The sequence below is a fragment of the Streptomyces sp. enrichment culture genome, assembly GCF_964272855.1.
Lineage (GTDB): Bacteria > Actinomycetota > Actinomycetes > Streptomycetales > Streptomycetaceae > Streptomyces.
The window spans coordinates 7,732,732-7,748,509 of sequence record NZ_OZ186847.1 but is presented as its reverse complement, the minus strand read 5'-3'; the positions used below and the strand labels follow the sequence as shown (position 1 = coordinate 7,748,509).

Genomic DNA, 15,778 nt, shown 5'->3' with positions numbered 1-15,778 from the left:
CCAGGCCTTGAGGCCAGGACCGGCACCCGGCGGAATCGTCAGAGCCACAGGCCGACCGGGAAGTCGGGCCAGTCCCCGATTTCGCCCTGGGTCAGCTCGGCGTACTGCCCGACCTCGGCCAGCAGCGGCGGCTCGTACACATCCACGGTCTCGAAGCTCTGCGACGTCTCCTGCACAGCGATCACCTCCGGTCATATGAAGGCGGAACTCTCGCCTCCTGCCAGCAAGTTAGGCAGACCCGTGTATCCCACAGCCAGCAACGCCGGGCTAATCCACCTGCAGGAGGGAAAGCAGGTCGAGACGCCCAGCAACACGCGCCGGGACGTGCACCACCGGCTCACTGAACCAAGACAAGAAGACAACAACCCGCCCGGCGCGCTCGCCGTACCACGGGAGGCTCCTCACTGCCTCTCGCACACCGTCCACAACACCCGGAAGCAACTCAGACACCCCCCGCGGCATCGATCAAATCCCCACCAGTCCGCACCCGGTGCCTGTGGGCCTCAACGCGGCAACTCCTGTCCACCTGAACGCCCTCCACCCTCAGAACGTACTAAGGGCACTAGGAGTCAGTGCATATGCGACGCCTGAGGTGCCAGTTGCGACGAGGCGGCATCGGCCTCGCAGGCCCACCACGCTCGGGCGATCAGGAGGGTCAAGTGGGAATTGTTGCGCTCGGCTGGGCCATCGCGGCGGTGTCCGTCCTGGTGGCCGCTGTCAGTGCGGTCCGGGCGGTGACCACCAAGGGTCAGGCCCGTTTCGCGGCAGGCGGCGACCTGCTCATGGGGCTGTGCATGGCGACCATGGCGCTGCCCGCGACGGTCGGCTGGTACGCGGGTTACGGCATGTGGTGGGCGGCGACTTTCGGCCTCCTCGGGCTCGGGGGAATAGCGCTGGCGGTCAAACACACGCGTGAGTTCGGGTGGAGCCAGGGACGCCACTGGGTGCACCTCATCGTCGGCAGCGTCGGAATGGTGATCATGACCCTCGCCATGACGTATACACCGTCAGGACCAGTGCTGGCCTTGGGCGGCGGGCACTCGATGGCGCACATGCCGCACATGGAGGGCACGGCGAGCGCGACCGGTACGCACGAGATGGCGGGCATGGAGTCCATGCAAGGGATGGGATCCATGCATGGGATGGACATGGCAGGCGTGCCGAACGCCGCGGCCGGCGCAGGGTCCTCGGCGGAGTCCGGTTCCGTGTGGCGGTACGCGATCGTGGCGCTCGCCGTGTACTTCCTTCTCTCGATCGGTGCATCCCTGTGGGCCAGGATCCGCGGCACGGGGAGCACCGGCCCCCGGGCCGGCTCCAGGCTCAGTCTCGGGCGCTGGATGCTCGCACTGCCGGACACGGTGTTCGTCTTCCTGGCATCGTTGACGATCTCGGTGTGGGACAGAGGCAGGATGGTGCAGCGGTCCGGCCGCGGTCGGCGCCGCAAGGTCGGAGCCACCCCTGACGCTGCGCTGGCGGCCCACATCGGCATGGGCGGGACCATGTCCGCGATGCTGCTGATGATGGCCGTGTGACGGCCGGTCGTCGCCGACCAGCCCGGCAACGCCGCCTCCCGGCAGAGCCCTGAACCCTACGGGAGCCGAACTCGGTCACCCAAGCGGCGAGAGTGGCTCGCCTGATCGACATGCCCGAGTCGGCATCCGACGTCGCGTCACCTCCACCGCTGCCGAAGGGCCGACCGCATCACGATGGAGAACTTCTCGTTCCGTTCGGCGGACCCCTGGGGGACGTCTCGCCGATCATGCCGGGCTCGCGCGCCTGGCACCGCGCCTCGCCGCGTTGTCGTCGGTCCCCGACTCCCCCAAGCTCTCGGCTCCGCTCGAGCAGGGGCCCCCATCGCATCGGCTCCCTCCTCCGCCTTGCGATGCACGGCACCAGACGCCGCTCCCTGATCCGGCCTGATCGACGAGACACCCCCTAGGCGCAGGCGGGCGAGAAGGTCACCGCAGTGCACAGGGACTCCGCCACCCACAGCCTCACGGCCACGGAAAACGACGCCCCCGACACCGGCACCCCGACGGGAAGTCCGGGCAGGACGACACCCACCGCCTGACAGGGGCGTCGGCCGAGGTCACGTCGTCGGGGCGTCAGGTCGTGGGAACAGTGGCCCCCGCGGACACGCTTTCCTCCGCCCGGCCCCGGGTCGCCCGCACTCCGAGCAGCCCGAAGCCCACGGCCAGCCCGCTCCAGAGCAGACCCATGGAGGCAACCGAGAGCACCCGGAAGTCCCACACCAGCGCGGCCGGGGCGGTGACCGGGTCCGGGTTGTCCGGCAGTGCGAACAGCGAGGCCAGCGCGGCCAGCATGATGCCCGTCACGGCCATCTGACGCAGCGGTGCGGAACGGCCGTTCTGCTGCAGCCACCCGTGGACACGCCAGGCCAGGGCGACCGCGATCACGCCGATCGCCATGGCCGCGAGCCAGGCGTCCACGCGGGTGTCGAGCGTCCCCGGATCGCCCACGCCGGGTGGATTGGCCGGATAGCGGAGGAAGGGCAGCATCCAGACGCCGATGAATCCGGCGCCCGCCAGCAGCAGCGATCGCCGCCAGGGTACGGCGTCCGGGTCCCGGCGATGCAGGATCGCGTACACGACGGCGAACAGAACGCCGAGCGCAACTCCGGTGAGGACGGCGGCCACCAACAGGCCTGTGTGCTGCGTGGAGCGGGAGAAGACCTCGGAGGCCGCCGGAGCGCTCGCCTCCTCACCGGCCGCCTCCAGCCGCACGGCCTTGTCCAGCACCGGTTCGGCGAGCAGCCATGAGAATCCGCCGCTGACCACTCCGGCGGCTCCACCTGCGAGCGCGCCGCGCCCGAGCAGGGACAGAAGTGATGTCACGAGCACGCCCTTCAGTGGCAGGGGCCGGCAAAGAGGTGCCGACCGTCGTGGGCGAACTCGTGGACGTAGTTCACGGACGACGCGACCTTGCCCAGGACCGGTGACAGCAGCGCGCCCTGGTCCAGGAAGACCGCGTCCAGAGCGACCAGGGCGAGGATCACCGCAGCGACAGCTATCAGTCCGTCTCGCAGCGGGTGGACGACCAGACCTGTGACCGGTCGCGCCTGCGGAGCCGCCGAAGCACTCATGGAACCTCCTCGCGGGGTGCACACGCCCCGCTGTTCAGGAGGACGACGGGTCAGTGTCTGACTCCCGGGGCCGACCCCGGTCACAGTGGCGGGACCGCCCCGGATTCTCACCGGGTTCCTGCTCACCGTCGCCTCGATGTGAAGTTGTCGCCGCGGGCACCGCGGCGCCTACTAAGTAAATTAGCGAGAAAGGCGCCTCGTAAACAGATCGTGTGGGCAGCACCACAGGTGAAGAGGTACCCCCTGGGGGTATCGTGTTATCGTCGTGGAGGTCGGGCAGCCACCACCTGCCCTGCCGTCGAACGACTCCACGCAGCCCTACCTGAGGGAGAAGCCATGACCGCCGAGACAACCACCAGCTCCTGCTGCGGCTCCGGTTCCTGTGGCTCCGGCACCACGGTCGACATCCAGACCGCCGGAGTCACCACCGTCTATCAGGTGTCGGGGATGACGTGCGGCCACTGCGAAGGCGCAGTGTCGAAGGAGATCTCCGCGCTGGACGGGGTCACCTCGGTCCAGGCCGTCGCCAAGACCGGCCAGGTGACCGTCGTCTCCGCCGAGCCGCTCGACGAGGAGGCCGTCCGTGCCGCCGTCGACGAGGCGGGGTACGAGCTCGTCGGCCGCGCCTGACGGCCGCCCGGGCCCTGCACTTCGGGTACGCGGTTCGCTCACGCCGGGACGTACGGCACCGCTGACACGGACGCCGTATGTCCCGGCCTCGCCAGAAGATGCGCATATGACCAGCATGGCCACCAAGATGGCGCCGTCCTCCACGGCACCATGGAGTGGGCCATCGAGCTGCCGCGGGAGCTGGACGAGGCCAAGGCTGCCGCGGAGGCGAAGGGGCACACGGCGGTGGTCGTCGCCTGGGACGGCGTGGCGCGCGGCGCCCTCACTTCGCCGAAGCCATCAAGGCGACCAGCGCCGATGCGGTTACTGAGCTGCGGCGAGGGTCGAGGTGTTCCTCCATCAGGTGCATGGCCACGGCCTGGAGGGGCTTTGGTAGCTGCGGCGACTTGGGTGTTGAGTACGTCGACGCAGTACTGATCGTCCTGGACCATACGCCGCAAGCCACGGATCTGACCCTCGATGCGACGGAGCCTTTTGCGGGCGGCGTCCTTGTCGTTGTGGTAGCCCGGCGGGTCCTGCTCGGCCTCGGCTTGCTCCGGCGGCGTCATACTCGCCAAGGGGATGGTCACAGGGCGCCGCACAGGCGGAGAACTGCCTCGGCCCCCGGTCTGCGCCGGCGCCGTCCACCTCGTGCCGCAGTTTCTTCTGCTTCTCGACGATGCCGTTGCACTCCTCGGTGGGAGCCTCGGCCTGCTCGTACAGAAGCTTTACCTGCTTGCGCACCTCGTCCACCGTGGCTGGGGCGCTGATTGACTCTGCGTCGGCAGGAGGCTCACGGAGCCGGCGGCCATCCCGATCGTGGCTATGCGGGCACGGCTGGGCGGCGTCGGCCGACGCCCGGCGGCATCGGCACGGTCCCTGTGGGCCTGACGCCGGACACGATCCTGTTCCCCGCCTCGCGCCGTCACATCTACTGGTTGCGGAAACACTTAGTCGCTTAGTAATAGGCTCGCAAGCCACTTCAGTCACGCGTGCCTCATGAGGACAGGTCAGCCGAGACCCGGCGGGCAGGCGACCAGCAGCGGCAGCAGCGGCACTGTCGCGGCCGCGACGGCGACAGTGCCGCACAGCGCCGGATGCGCAGTCCTGCGCGGGCCGAGGACGCGCTTCAGACGGATCAAGGTGGTCTGACCGCTGACCGCCCATGCGCCCTTGGGCGCGCGAGCCGTGGCCATCTCGTACATCGCGGTGGCAAGCACCTCGCTGGAGTGGCTGCGCAAGGCCCGGTCGTCGGCGATCATCTCCAGCAGCAGCGCCGTCTGCTCTCTGGCATGGCGGGCCAGCGGCACCCACCGGAAGACCGAGCAGAACGCTTCCGCCGCGGCCAGGACCAGGTGGTGGCGTCCTGCGATATGCGCCTGCTCGTGCTCCAGCACGGCGCCCAGCTGCTCGGGCGTCAGCCTGCGCACAGCCGCGTCGCTGATGACGATCCGGGGGTCACGGCCCGGCAGGCAGTAGGCCGCAGGGACGTCGTACGGCAGGACCGTGGCACGCAGGCGGGCCGTTTGACGACCCACCAAGTCGACGGCCTCCCGGTGCTCGCTCCGCGCCTGACGGGCTCGTACGACGTGGAAGGCGAAGCTGCCGACGAGGAAGATCCCGATCGCGGCAGGAACGCCGACCGCCAGACGACCCCCGGTTTCCGCGTCCGGGCCCCCCACCCCGACGTCCAGTCCGCAGGGGTGCAGGAGACCCAGCAGGCCTGCGTGCAGGTGCTCGGCCGGCATGGCCAGAGTCGCTGCCGAGAGCGCGACCCCGAACGAGAACGACACCGCCAGGATCTGCCACACGGCAGCCGCCAGGGCCGGGGCCCGATGAGGCCAGGCGGCGCGCAGCAGCAGGTGCGGAGCGCCGATGCCCAGCGCTGCCGTGTATGCGACCAAGGCGGGTGCCGCGTTCAAGAGTCCGCCTTCTCCGAGTTTTTCTCGCGTGCCACGTTCCGCAGGGCCTTGCGCAGGGCGGCCTGCTCTTCCTCGGACATGTTCTGCACGAAGTGAACCAGTGCGGCGGGGCGGTCCTTGCTCTCCCCCAGCCCGTCCTCCATCAGCGCGGCGGCGTACGCCTCCCGGCTGCGCACCGGCGCGTACAGCCAGGCCCGGCCCTGCTTGCCGCGCAGCAGCCAGCCCTTGGTGTAAAGGATGTTGGTGACGGTCATCACCGTGGTGTACGCGATCGGGCGGTTCTTGTTGATGTCGTCGACGATCTCGCGCACCGTCGCCGGGCGGTTCCACGTCCAGAGCCGATCCATGATTTCCGCTTCGAGATCCCCCAGCCGCCTCATGGCCTGCTCTTTTCCCTTCGCCACCGAATACGCAATGCCATAGTAGACGGCCGTTCGGGTGGGCCTTTGCGACACAACACCCGTGGTGAGTGACGCGGTTCAGCTCCACCGTCTGCCTGGCGGCGCACATCGGCATGGACAGCCGATGTGCGCCGTGCTCGTCGGAATGGCGGGCGGCTCCCGGTCCCTGGTCAGTGGCCCCCACTCGACGTGACGGCCAGGCGCCGCTCGAAGGTTTTGCCGCCGTCCTTCGACTCGAAGACCCCGGTCCGAGTGGCGGCGAGGACATGCTCGGCATCGACTGCGGTGAGAGCCTGCGGCTGGCCACCAGGCACGGTGGACGCCTTCTTCCACGTGGCGCCGCCGTCCGTGCTGCGGTTCAGGTTGCCGGAGGTGTCGATGCCGTAGAGGGCGTCCTTCGCGCTCCAGGAGAGGAAGGCCATCGCCGGCCCGCGCCCTTGGGCGAAGGTCTTTCCGGCGTCGCTGCTTCGGGCGACTCCCTCTTCGGTGGTGGCCAGGACAACGCCGGGATCCGTGGGGCTGACTGCTATGTCCAGGGCTTGGAGCCGCGCACCGTCGTTCCAGGTGACGCCGTCCTTGGTGGTGCGCACCAGGCCATTGGTGGCGTCGTAGCCGTAGACCGTGCCGTGGGCGAAGTCCAGGGCGTGGAAGTCGGACTCACCGGACAAGGACAGGGACTTCCAGCTCTTGCCGGCGTCGGTGCTCTTGATGAGCCCCTTGTTGCCTCCAGAGGTCGGGTGGCCGCTGGCGTAGAAGGTACCGTCACCGGCCACGGTGAATCCCATGAAGTCGTCTTTGCTCTCACCGACCAGCTCGGGGCCTCCTTCGGTATCGGGGGTGTAGACGCCTTCGTGGGTGGCGACGTAGAGGCGCTGATCGGCGGGGTCGAGACCGAGACCGTGGATGTGGCTCACGACCGTGCCGGAAGCGGCGGACGAACCGGTCGAGTCCGCGCTGTCTCCGCTGTCTCCGCTGTCGGAGCATGCGGCGAGAGCGAGGGAAAGGGCGAGGGAAGTGACTGCCGCGGCGGCAGGGCGCTTGTTCATGTCTCCTCGGGGCATACGGATGCGCTGAAGCGGCGACCGCCGGTCACGGTCATGCCGGCATGGGGAGCTGACCGCCCGGAGTCCTCGGGTGCGCGCCTCGGAGTCCTGGGCGGTCAGCGGATGACGCGGCTAGAGCCGGTCGAGGATCTTCTCGAACTTCTCGACCTCGGCGGACTGGGCCTCCACGACATCGGCGGCGAGCTTCTTGGCCGTGGCGTCACGGCCGTTCTTCTGCTCGTCCTCCGCCATGGTGATCGCACCCTTGTGGTGCTCGATCATCATCTCCGCGAACATCCGGTCGAATTCGGTGCCCTTCGCGGCCTCCAGCTTCTTCATGTCCTCGTCGGACATCATTCCGGACATCTGGGAGTGATCCATGCCGCCGGCCCCGTGGTCCATGCCGGGCATGCTCTCCTCGGCGGACTCCGGCTTGCCCCAGGCGTCGAGCCACGACTTCATGGTCCGGATCTCGGGGTCCTGGGCCTTCTCGATGTCCGTGGCCAGCGTCTTGATCTCCGCGTCGGAGGCACGGCCGTTCGCGAGCTTGGACATCGCGAGGGCCTGCTCGTGGTGCGGGATCATCGCCTGCGCGAACGTGACGTCGGCGTCGTTGAACGCCCCGGGGGCCGGGTTGTCACCCGCAGTCTGGGAGGACGTGGCGGAGGCGGAGCCGCCGCTGCCGTGGTCCATGCCCTCCATGTCGTTCCCACCGCAGGCGGCGAGGGCCAGCCCGCCCGCCATGACGGCGCCCACCACCGTGAGACGGCGGCGGAGACGGCGGTTCAGGGCGTGCTTGTAGGCAGTCATGCGCGAAGTACCTCTTGTGGTCAGTTCCTGTTTGCGTGATGGCGTACGCGTCTGCGCGGGCAGCACCGAATGCGCCGCGCGGCGGTTCGGCCTATATCCGCAGAACTGACAACTGAGAGAGGAGTGGTCTCGGCGGTGGAGTACAGGGGCGCGCCAGGGCCATCGACCGAGCCAGAAGGGCGGTGCACCGCTCTCGCCGGCGGATGACCACCGCATGCAGAAACAGCCCGAGCAACCACACCGTGAGCACAGCCACGCACACGGACATCAGATCCATGCCGCTCGGGAAAGGCGACGGGTCAGTCGACGCCCCGGTCCCGTGCTCGGCCGTCTCGGCCATCGCCGCCGAACGGGCCAGGGCCCCAGCGGACACGGCCTTCTCGGCCATGCCGTCCTGGTGCGCACCCGCGGCTGCGGGGACGGCACCGGTCATGCCGTGTCCGGACGATCCTTCCGGGTGGCCCATCGTGTGCATGGCGAACACGCCCAGCGTGAGCATGACGACCAGCAGTAGGTGACCGAAGGCCCCTCCCGCGCGCAGCCGCCCTCTCATGCTCAGCCTGTCCTCCGTGCTCGACGTACCAGGGATACTACTAAGTGGATTGAGAGTGTGCGCCGCCGCTCAGTGCTCGGCGTCTACGCCGATCGTTTGCGGCCTCTGGGTACTCGCTCACCCCGGGCCGGCGCCGCCATCCTCCGCTGATACTCGGCGGCGCCGGTGCGGCCGTGCACCCGCTGGCCGACGAGCCACTGCTCCGCGCGTACCCATCCTGTTGCCCAGCGACGGCACCCCTGGGCGATCAGGGCGCGAGCGGTCCGCCCAATACGTCGAGAACGGTCCCGCCGAGCAGGCCCAGAACGACGGATGTGGCGACCGCCCCGTAGGCGGTCACGGCGGCCGTCCGTGATGTCGTACGGAACTCGTCCGAAGATCCGCGCGCGAGGAACGCCGGTGCGATCCAGCGCAGGCAGTAGAAGAGGGGGGCCACGCGACGGCCCGGTGGCCGAGGGTCATCGAGGCGGCCGAGAGCACCGCCACCAGGTCGACCCAGGCAGGTCGGCGTCCGCGGCCGGCACGACGGCGAGCCGGTACAGGGCCGCCAGGGCGCCGACCTCCGGGATGGTGGCGAGGAAGGCCTGGACGGCCGCGGCAGACGCAGTTCTGCACCATGCTCGGCACCCGCGGGATCTGGCACGACGGCTGGCACGCGGCGACCGCGCATCCGCCGGCCCCCTCCAACTGGAGCCACTTCGAACAGGACGTCTGGGAGCTGTACAACCTGCGCGGGGACCTCTCGGAGAACAAGGAACTGGCCGCCGAGCACCCGGAGAAACTCGAGGAGCTCAAGCGCATGTGGGCGGCGGAGGCCGCGAAGTACAACGGTCTGCCGCTGGACGACCGCAGCCCCATGGAGATCCTCGCCACCACTCGGCCGCAGCTGAGCAAGCCGCGCGACCGGTACGTCTACTACCCCGGCTGCGCCGACGTGCCCGAGCAGCAGCGGGGCCGACCGGCGACCGAGCCGCGTACCCGGCCCGCTCCCGGCGCTTGCCCCGCCGACAGCGTTCCGGCAGGGTCACCCGCTGGTGAGGGCGCCAGTGGGCGGGACTACGTGTGGCGCGACGACCGCCCGGCTTCGCGCCGTACCGCGGTCGTCGTGAAGGCCACGGCAGCGCCCGCGGTGACTGCCAGCAGCACGAATCCCCACGTGTAGTCGTCGGTGGCGCCGTAGACGGCCCCCATGGCCAGGGGCGGGAAGAAGCCGCCCAGACCTCCGGCGGCGCCGACGACGCCGGTGACAGAGCCGACCCGATCGGGGGGCACGAGGCGGGCGACGAGCGCGAACACGGCACCCGATCCCGCGCCGAGGGCGGCCGCCATGACGAGGAAGGCGAAGGTTCCGACAGGGATCAGCGGCAGCTCGAAGGCGGCGAGGAGAGCGAGAGCCGCGATGACGGCGTACGTGACGACGAGCACGGGAACGGGGTGCAGCCGGTCGGAGAGCCAGCCGCCGACCGGGCGCATGGCCACGGCGAGGACGACGAAGCCCGCCGTGCGCAGGGCGGCGTCGGACCGTCCGAGGTCGTGGGCGGTGGTGAGGTAGGTGGGCAGGTAGACGCTGAAGGCGACGAATCCGCCGAAGGACACGGCGTAGAGGAAGGCCAGCTGCGCGGTGGCGTGGATGCGAAGGGTCGCCGTGGTGCGCGCGAGCAGCGAACCGGGCGGTACGGGGCGGTCGGGCTTGTCGCGCAGCAGGAGACGTGCCGCCACGGCGTAGCCGGCCAGGAGGGCTGCGACGAGGTCGAACGGGAACGCGTACCCGACGGCGTCGGCCAGCTGCACGGTGGTGAAGGACGACAGGGCGGTGCCGCCGGTCCCGATGCCGAAGATCCCGAGCGCCAGTCCACGCCGTTCGGGCGGATACCAGGCGTTGACGAACGGCACGCCGATCGCGAAGGTCGTGCCGCCCAAGCCGAGGAAGAAGCCGCCCGCCAGCACCTCGGCCAAGGAGTCGGCGAGGTGGCCGAGGTAGAGAACCGGCAGGACGGTGAGGGCGGCGACGAAGGGGAACATACGACGCGCTCCGACGCGGTCGGTGAGGGCGCCCACGGGGATCCGGCCGAGCGAGCCGACGATCACGGGAACCGCCACCACGAGGGACTGCTGGAACGAGGTGAGGTCCAGTTCCTCGCGGAGCGTCGGGCCGAGCGGCGCCGGCAGTGCCCACGCCCAGAAGCAGAGCATGAATCCGGCCGTGGCCAGGGCGAGCATCCGCTGTGGCTGCGCGGCTGCCGCCGTTCCACCGGTTCTCGGCGTCGACGTGCGGCTCACGGGGCCTCCTCCATGCTCCGGGCCGGGTTTCCCGGCCGTTCGGTGACTCGTTGGTCCGTCTCACGATGCTGATGCGTATCCGCCCGCCCATCCGCCCGACGCGCCCGCCGCTCCGAGTGATCTCGCCCGGCGCATGTGGTGCGGCAGGAGGGCCGGGGAAGTCGAGCGACGGGAGCGGACGCCCCCGATTGCGGGCCTCCGGATCCGACTCCACGATGAAGTCATGGTTCCGGCGGATTCTGCGGACCGTTTCGATGCGTTCCGGGCCCTGGACGACCGGCGCGGGCGGCCGGGAACCAGGCTGATCGAGGCGCTGGCCGACGTCAGGGCGGGAACGGCGGACAGTCCTGGAACCTGGGCTCCGGCCGTCGCCGCCGGTATCGGCCTGCCTGCTGCCTCCGCGCTCGGACCGGCCAGTTACTACGCGGATCTCGCCGCCCCGCACGGCCGCCGTCACGTCCGGGTGTGCGCGGCGACGGCGTGCTTCGCCGCGCGTGCCGGACGGCACCTCACCGAGGCGGAGGACGCGTTGGGTGTCGCCGCGGGCGGGGTGTCGCCGGACGGTGAGACCTCGCTTCAGTCCGTCCGCTGTCTCGGGTACTGCTACGCGGGGCCCGCCGCGCTCGACGGTGCCACGCCCTGCACCGGGCCGACGCTGGCCGGCCAGCTCGCGGGACGTGAGCCCCCGCGGGCGCCGGAGATCCCGGCCGCCGACGGCACCGGCGATCCCGTGCTCCTGGGCGGAGTGGTCGCCGGCGAGGCCCCGTGGCAGGTGTGGCCGCCGACGGTGACGGCAGGCGACCCCGACGAGGTCCGACGGCAGGTGGCCGCGTCCGGGCTGCGGGGGCGTGGCGGCGCGGGGTTCCAGGTGTCGGCGAAGTGGGAGGCGGCCGGCCGGGCGCCCGGTACCGTGGTGGTGGCCAACGGGGACGAGGGGGATCCCGGGTCCTACGCCGACCGCCTGCTGATGGAGGCGGACCCCGAGCGCGTACTGGAGGGCCTGGCTCTGGCGTGCTTCGCGTGCGGGGCCCGCCGGGGTGTGGTGCTGGTCCGCTCGGAGTATCCGCGTGCGCTGGCGCGGATGCGGGAGGCGGTCGGACGGGCGTACGAGGACGGACACTTCGGGTCCGTGTCGGTGCACGGCACGGACACGGGCCTGGACGTGACGGTGGTGGAGGGCGCCGGATCTTACGTCGCGGGTGAGGAGACCGCCCTGATCGCAAGCCTGGAGGGCGACCGGGGCTGCGCCCGTCCGCGCCCGCCGTACCCGACCCGGCGTGGCCTGTGGGATGCGCCGACGGTGGTGAACAACGTGGAGACCCTGGCGTCCGTCCCTTGGATCGTCGCCCGCGGCGGAGCGGCCTACGCCCGGCGTGGCACTCGGGACGAGACCGGGACGAAGCTGGTGTGTCTGTCGGAGCGGTTCGCCCGGCCGGGGGCGTACGAGGTCGAGCTGGGCACGCCACTGCTGCGGATCGTCACCGAGCTGGGCGGCGGCCTGAAGGACGGCGGCGAGCTGGCCACGGTGCAGGTCGGCGGGCCGCTCGGCGGTTTCCTCGGCGCCGACGCGCTGGACGTACCGCTGACGACCGCCGCTCTCGCGGCCCGTGGTGCCGCGCTCGGCCACGCGGGGCTGGTCGCCTTCGACCAGCGCGTGGCCCCGGAGGAGGTGCTGCGGCACATCTGGCAGTTCGCGGCGGCGGAGAGCTGTGGCGCCTGCTCACCCTGTCGCGTGGGCTCGCGCCGCGGCCTGGAGCTGGCCTGCGCGGGCACCCCGCCCGGGCCTGAATGGGGGCGGCTCTCGCGTGTACTGGCCGAGGCGAGCCTGTGCGCCTTCGGACGGCGCGTTCCGCCCGCGGTGCACAGTCTCGCACGGGCCTACGGGGGCCGGCTCGCGGGATGGGAACCATGACGGAAGTCGAGGTCGACGGTGTCAGGGTCGCCGTCGCCGAGGGGGCCTCACTTCTCTCGGCGGTGCGGGCGGCGGGCGCCGAGCTGCCCGCGCTCTGCTCCGACGATCGGCTGAGCCCGGCCGGTTCCTGCCGTACGTGTCTGGTGCGGGCCGACGGACGGATCGTGGCGGCCTGCGTGACCCCGGCCGCGTCCGGCGTCCGCGTGGAGACCGCGGCTGAAGACCTCCGGCAGCTGCGCCGGGACGCGGTGGAGGTCATCGTCTCCGCACTGCCCTCCCGTGCTCTCGCCGAGGACAGTCCCAGCGAACTGGCCCATGTCTGCCGGTCGTCGGGCATCGGCCCCGAGTCGGCACGGGGCGCCGGAGGCCGGGGCGGGGACGACTCCCACCCGTACGTCCACCTGGACCGGGACCTGTGCATCGCCTGCGGGCGGTGCGTCCGTATGTGCGCCGAGGTACAGGGCACCTTCGCGCTGACGCTGACCGGTCGTGGCGCCGACACCGTGGTCGCTCCCGGCACCGGCGGCCTCTGGGCCGACTCGGACTGCGTGGCCTGCGGCGGCTGCGTCGACACCTGCCCCACCGGGGCGATCACCCAGCCCGGACCGGGGCGCGGCCTCACGTCCGCCCACCGGCCGACCGCGACCCGTACGACGTGCGGATACTGCGGCGTCGGCTGCTCCCTCGACGTCGTCGCGTCCCACGGCGAGGTCACTGCTGTGCTGCCTGCCCCGGACGGCCCGGTCAACAAGGGCCATGCCTGTGTCAAGGGCCGCTTCGCCCACGGCTACCTCACCTCTCCCGAACGGCTCACCCGCCCTCTGCTCCGGCGTGACGGCAACCTCGAACCGGTGAGCTGGGAGGAGGCGCTCGGGCATGTCGCCCGAGGGCTGCGCGCGGCCGTCGCGGACGGCGGCGCGGACGCGGTCGCGGCGATCTCCTCGGCCCGCGCCACCAACGAGGAGAACTACCTCCTCCAGAAATTCATGCGGACCGTCATCGGCACCAACAACGTCGACAACTGCTCCCGCCTGTGCCACTCCCCGTCCGCCGCCGGGCTGACCGCCTCCTTCGGGCTCTCCGGCGGCACCGACAGCTTCGACGACGTGGAGCGAGCCGACTGCCTGCTGGTGGTCGGCGCCAACCCCGTCGAAGCCCACCCGGTGGTCGGCGCGCGATTGCTGCGTCGTGTGCTGCGCGGGGCCAAGCTGGTCGTCGCCGACCCGCGCGCCGTGGGCCTGGCCCTGCACGCCGACGTACATCTACGGCCCCGGCCCGGCACCAACGTCGCTCTCTTCCACGGTCTCGCCCACGTCCTGCTGGCCGAAGGGCTGTCCGACGAGGGATTCCTGCGCGAGCGGGCCACCGGCCTGCCGGAGCTGACCGAGCTGCTGGAGGAGTATCCGCCCGACCGGGTGGCGGAGATCACCGGAGTTCCCGCAGCGGACCTGATCGCCGCCGCCCGGCTGTACGGCCTCGCCCGACGGCCCGCGATCGTCTACGGCCTGGGCGTCACCGAGCACCTGCACGGCACCGACGGAGTGCGGTCCCTGGCCAACCTGGCGATCCTGCGCGGCGCCGTCGGCACCGACCGCGGGTACGGCGTCAACCCGCTGCGCGGCCAGAACAACGTCCAGGGCGCCTCCGACATGGGCGCGCTGCCCGACCTCCTGCCCGGCTACGGCAAGGTGACCGACCCCGCCCGACGGGCCCGGGCCGAGTCGGTCTGGGGCGTACCGGTTCCCGGGCGCCCGGGAATGCGCATCCCGGAGATGTTCGCCGCCGCGCGGGCGGGCGACCTGCGGGCCCTGTGGGTCATCGGTGAGGACGTCTGCGCCACCGACCCCGACAGCGACCTGGTGGCCGCCGCCTTGGAGGCGTGCCCGCTCGTCGTGTGCAGCGAGCTTTTCCTCTCCCAGACGGCCCGCCGCGCCGACGTGGTCCTGCCGGTCGCGTCCTGGCTGGAGAAGGACGGCACCTTCGTCAACTTCGACCGCCGCTTCCAGCGCGTGCGCCCCGCCGTGCCCCCGCCGGGCGAGGCACGCAGCGACTTCGACGTCGTACAGGCCCTCGCCGACATGATGGGGGCCGACCTCGGCTGTACGACTCCGGCCGAGGCCCTGGCCGAGTGCGGACGGGTCGCGTCCGTCTACGCCGGCCTCTCCCACGACCGGCTCGACCGGGAGGGCGCCGTACCGTGGCCCTGCCCGGCCCCCGGCCACCCGGGAGAGGCCAAGCTCTACACGGAACGGTTCGCCACACCGGACGGACGGGCCCGCCTCACCGCGGCCCCGTACCTCCCACCCGGTGAACAGCCCGACGACCGCTATCCGCTGATCCTGGTCACCGGGCGGCGCTGGGCCCACTACAACTCCGGCAGCATGACCCGCCGCGGCGGCAACCTCGTACTGGACCCCGTCGACTGCCTCGACCTGCACCCGGACGACGCTCTCCGGTACGGCGTCCGGGAGGGCACGCGGATCACCGTGGAGAGCCGGCACGGTCAGGCCCGGCTCGTCGCCCGGATCAGCGAACAGACCGCCCCCGGCCAGGTCTTCAGCTCCTTCCACTTCCCCGCGAGCGGGGTGAACCGCCTCACCTCGGACCACTCGGACACCGTCACGTCCTGCCCCGAGTACAAGGTCACGGCCGTGCGTGTGGTGACGCAGTGAGAGGCTTGCTCACCGGGATGGTCCTGATGCCCGTCGTCGCCTCCTGCACCGGCATCGTGATGGTCAGGACACCGTGCTCGCACTCGGCCGTCGCCCCGTCGCTCCTGGCACCGGGCGGCAGCGGGGTGAAGTGCCCGTAGTGGAATATCGCGGCGCCTTGATCGGTGGTCTCACCGATGGGTTCCGCACGCAGGGTCAGGCAACCTTCCGCGACGGTGATCTCGATCTCCTCGGCGTCGATCCCCGGAAGCTCGGCCTGCAGCACGAACCTGTCGTCCGCCAGGCGTTCCTCGACGTGGATCCCGTGCGTCGCCGGAATGGCGTCCAGTTCGGGGAATCCCGCCTCCAGCCAGTCGGACGGGTCGGACGGTGCGGGTCGGACGGGGAGCCGGTCGGTCGTAGCGCTCATGTCTGTGCCTCCTTCTCCCCACATCCAGGGTTCCCCGCCCGAGCCCGCGGACGCATGGGCCGAC

At 71.0% G+C, this 15,778-nt stretch carries 17 protein-coding genes and 1 riboswitch; of the genes, 5 read left to right on the top strand and 12 right to left on the bottom strand.

Features of this window, described 5'->3' with window-relative positions:
- Window positions 1-38: 38 nt before the first annotated feature.
- A complete protein-coding gene (locus tag ACSU6L_RS34515; RefSeq protein ID WP_437063308.1) occupies window positions 39-176 on the bottom strand; it encodes a lasso RiPP family leader peptide-containing protein in 138 nt (45 codons plus the stop codon).
- A 483-nt stretch (window positions 177-659) separates the two neighbouring features.
- Between ACSU6L_RS34515 and ACSU6L_RS34510 the strand changes: the two genes are divergently transcribed.
- Window positions 660-1,532 (top strand): DUF5134 domain-containing protein, encoded by an 873-nt coding sequence (locus ACSU6L_RS34510; RefSeq protein ID WP_437063306.1) that lies wholly within the window; start codon window positions 660-662, stop codon window positions 1,530-1,532.
- A gap of 573 nt (window positions 1,533-2,105) precedes the next feature.
- Here ACSU6L_RS34510 and ACSU6L_RS34505 read toward each other — a convergent pair.
- Both ACSU6L_RS34505 and ACSU6L_RS34500 read right to left on the bottom strand, forming a co-directional pair.
- Window positions 2,106-2,855, bottom strand: coding sequence for a CbtA family protein (locus tag ACSU6L_RS34505; protein WP_437063304.1), 750 nt, complete (start codon window positions 2,853-2,855; stop codon window positions 2,106-2,108).
- 11 nt (window positions 2,856-2,866) lie between these two features.
- Window positions 2,867-3,103: a CbtB domain-containing protein gene (locus ACSU6L_RS34500; protein ID WP_437063302.1), complete on the bottom strand. Its 237-nt coding sequence runs from the start codon at window positions 3,101-3,103 to the stop codon at window positions 2,867-2,869.
- Between the two features lie 31 nt (window positions 3,104-3,134).
- A riboswitch (cobalamin riboswitch) is annotated at window positions 3,135-3,283 on the bottom strand.
- A 156-nt stretch (window positions 3,284-3,439) separates the two neighbouring features.
- Between ACSU6L_RS34500 and ACSU6L_RS34495 the strand changes: the two genes are divergently transcribed.
- Window positions 3,440-3,733, top strand: coding sequence for a heavy-metal-associated domain-containing protein (locus ACSU6L_RS34495; protein ID WP_437063300.1), 294 nt, complete (start codon window positions 3,440-3,442; stop codon window positions 3,731-3,733).
- A 38-nt stretch (window positions 3,734-3,771) separates the two neighbouring features.
- Here ACSU6L_RS34495 and ACSU6L_RS34490 read toward each other — a convergent pair whose 3' ends face one another.
- From ACSU6L_RS34490 to ACSU6L_RS34460, 7 genes are all read right to left on the bottom strand, one after another.
- On the bottom strand, window positions 3,772-4,281 hold the full coding sequence (locus tag ACSU6L_RS34490; protein WP_437063298.1) for a metal-sensitive transcriptional regulator: 510 nt from the start codon (window positions 4,279-4,281) through the stop codon (window positions 3,772-3,774).
- Between the two features lie 441 nt (window positions 4,282-4,722).
- Window positions 4,723-5,634 carry a M56 family metallopeptidase gene (locus ACSU6L_RS34485; protein ID WP_437063296.1) on the bottom strand — a complete coding sequence of 304 codons (912 nt, stop codon included), beginning with the start codon at window positions 5,632-5,634 and terminating at the stop codon, window positions 4,723-4,725.
- Window positions 5,631-6,014: a BlaI/MecI/CopY family transcriptional regulator gene (locus tag ACSU6L_RS34480; RefSeq protein ID WP_437063294.1), complete on the bottom strand. Its 384-nt coding sequence runs from the start codon at window positions 6,012-6,014 to the stop codon at window positions 5,631-5,633. Before ACSU6L_RS34480 ends, ACSU6L_RS34485 begins: the two co-directional genes overlap by 4 nt.
- Before the next feature lie 191 nt (window positions 6,015-6,205).
- Window positions 6,206-7,081 carry a F510_1955 family glycosylhydrolase gene (locus tag ACSU6L_RS34475; protein ID WP_437063292.1) on the bottom strand — a complete coding sequence of 292 codons (876 nt, stop codon included), beginning with the start codon at window positions 7,079-7,081 and terminating at the stop codon, window positions 6,206-6,208.
- 129 nt (window positions 7,082-7,210) lie between these two features.
- Entirely contained in the window at window positions 7,211-7,888 is a 678-nt protein-coding gene (locus ACSU6L_RS34470) for a DUF305 domain-containing protein (RefSeq protein WP_437063290.1), read from the bottom strand.
- A gap of 91 nt (window positions 7,889-7,979) precedes the next feature.
- Complete coding sequence (locus ACSU6L_RS34465) at window positions 7,980-8,441, bottom strand: DUF6153 family protein (protein ID WP_437063288.1); 462 nt, start codon at window positions 8,439-8,441, stop codon at window positions 7,980-7,982.
- Window positions 8,442-8,688: 247 nt separating this feature from the next.
- On the bottom strand, window positions 8,689-8,877 hold the full coding sequence (locus ACSU6L_RS34460) for a hypothetical protein (protein WP_437063286.1): 189 nt from the start codon (window positions 8,875-8,877) through the stop codon (window positions 8,689-8,691).
- 180 nt (window positions 8,878-9,057) lie between these two features.
- Here ACSU6L_RS34460 and ACSU6L_RS34455 point away from each other — a divergent pair, with 180 nt between their 5' ends.
- The gene (locus tag ACSU6L_RS34455) at window positions 9,058-9,603 is read left to right on the top strand and encodes a hypothetical protein (RefSeq protein ID WP_437063284.1); all 546 of its coding nucleotides are present in this window, start codon (window positions 9,058-9,060) and stop codon (window positions 9,601-9,603) included.
- Here the strand turns inward: ACSU6L_RS34455 and ACSU6L_RS34450 are convergent.
- Window positions 9,498-10,661: an MFS transporter gene (locus tag ACSU6L_RS34450; RefSeq protein WP_437065146.1), complete on the bottom strand. Its 1,164-nt coding sequence runs from the start codon at window positions 10,659-10,661 to the stop codon at window positions 9,498-9,500. The genes ACSU6L_RS34455 and ACSU6L_RS34450 overlap by 106 nt on opposite strands.
- A gap of 283 nt (window positions 10,662-10,944) precedes the next feature.
- On the opposite strand from ACSU6L_RS34450, the gene ACSU6L_RS34445 reads away from it, so the two are divergent.
- On the top strand, window positions 10,945-12,633 hold the full coding sequence (locus ACSU6L_RS34445; protein WP_437063282.1) for an NAD(P)H-dependent oxidoreductase subunit E: 1,689 nt from the start codon (window positions 10,945-10,947) through the stop codon (window positions 12,631-12,633).
- A complete protein-coding gene (gene fdhF / locus ACSU6L_RS34440) occupies window positions 12,630-15,305 on the top strand; it encodes a formate dehydrogenase subunit alpha (RefSeq protein ID WP_437063280.1) in 2,676 nt (891 codons plus the stop codon). The genes ACSU6L_RS34445 and fdhF overlap by 4 nt, the downstream gene beginning before the upstream one ends.
- Here the strand turns inward: fdhF and ACSU6L_RS34435 are convergent.
- The gene (locus ACSU6L_RS34435) at window positions 15,277-15,714 is read right to left on the bottom strand and encodes an Hsp20/alpha crystallin family protein (RefSeq protein WP_437063278.1); all 438 of its coding nucleotides are present in this window, start codon (window positions 15,712-15,714) and stop codon (window positions 15,277-15,279) included. The two genes, fdhF and ACSU6L_RS34435, sit on opposite strands and share 29 nt — an antisense overlap.
- Window positions 15,715-15,778 lie beyond the last annotated feature (64 nt).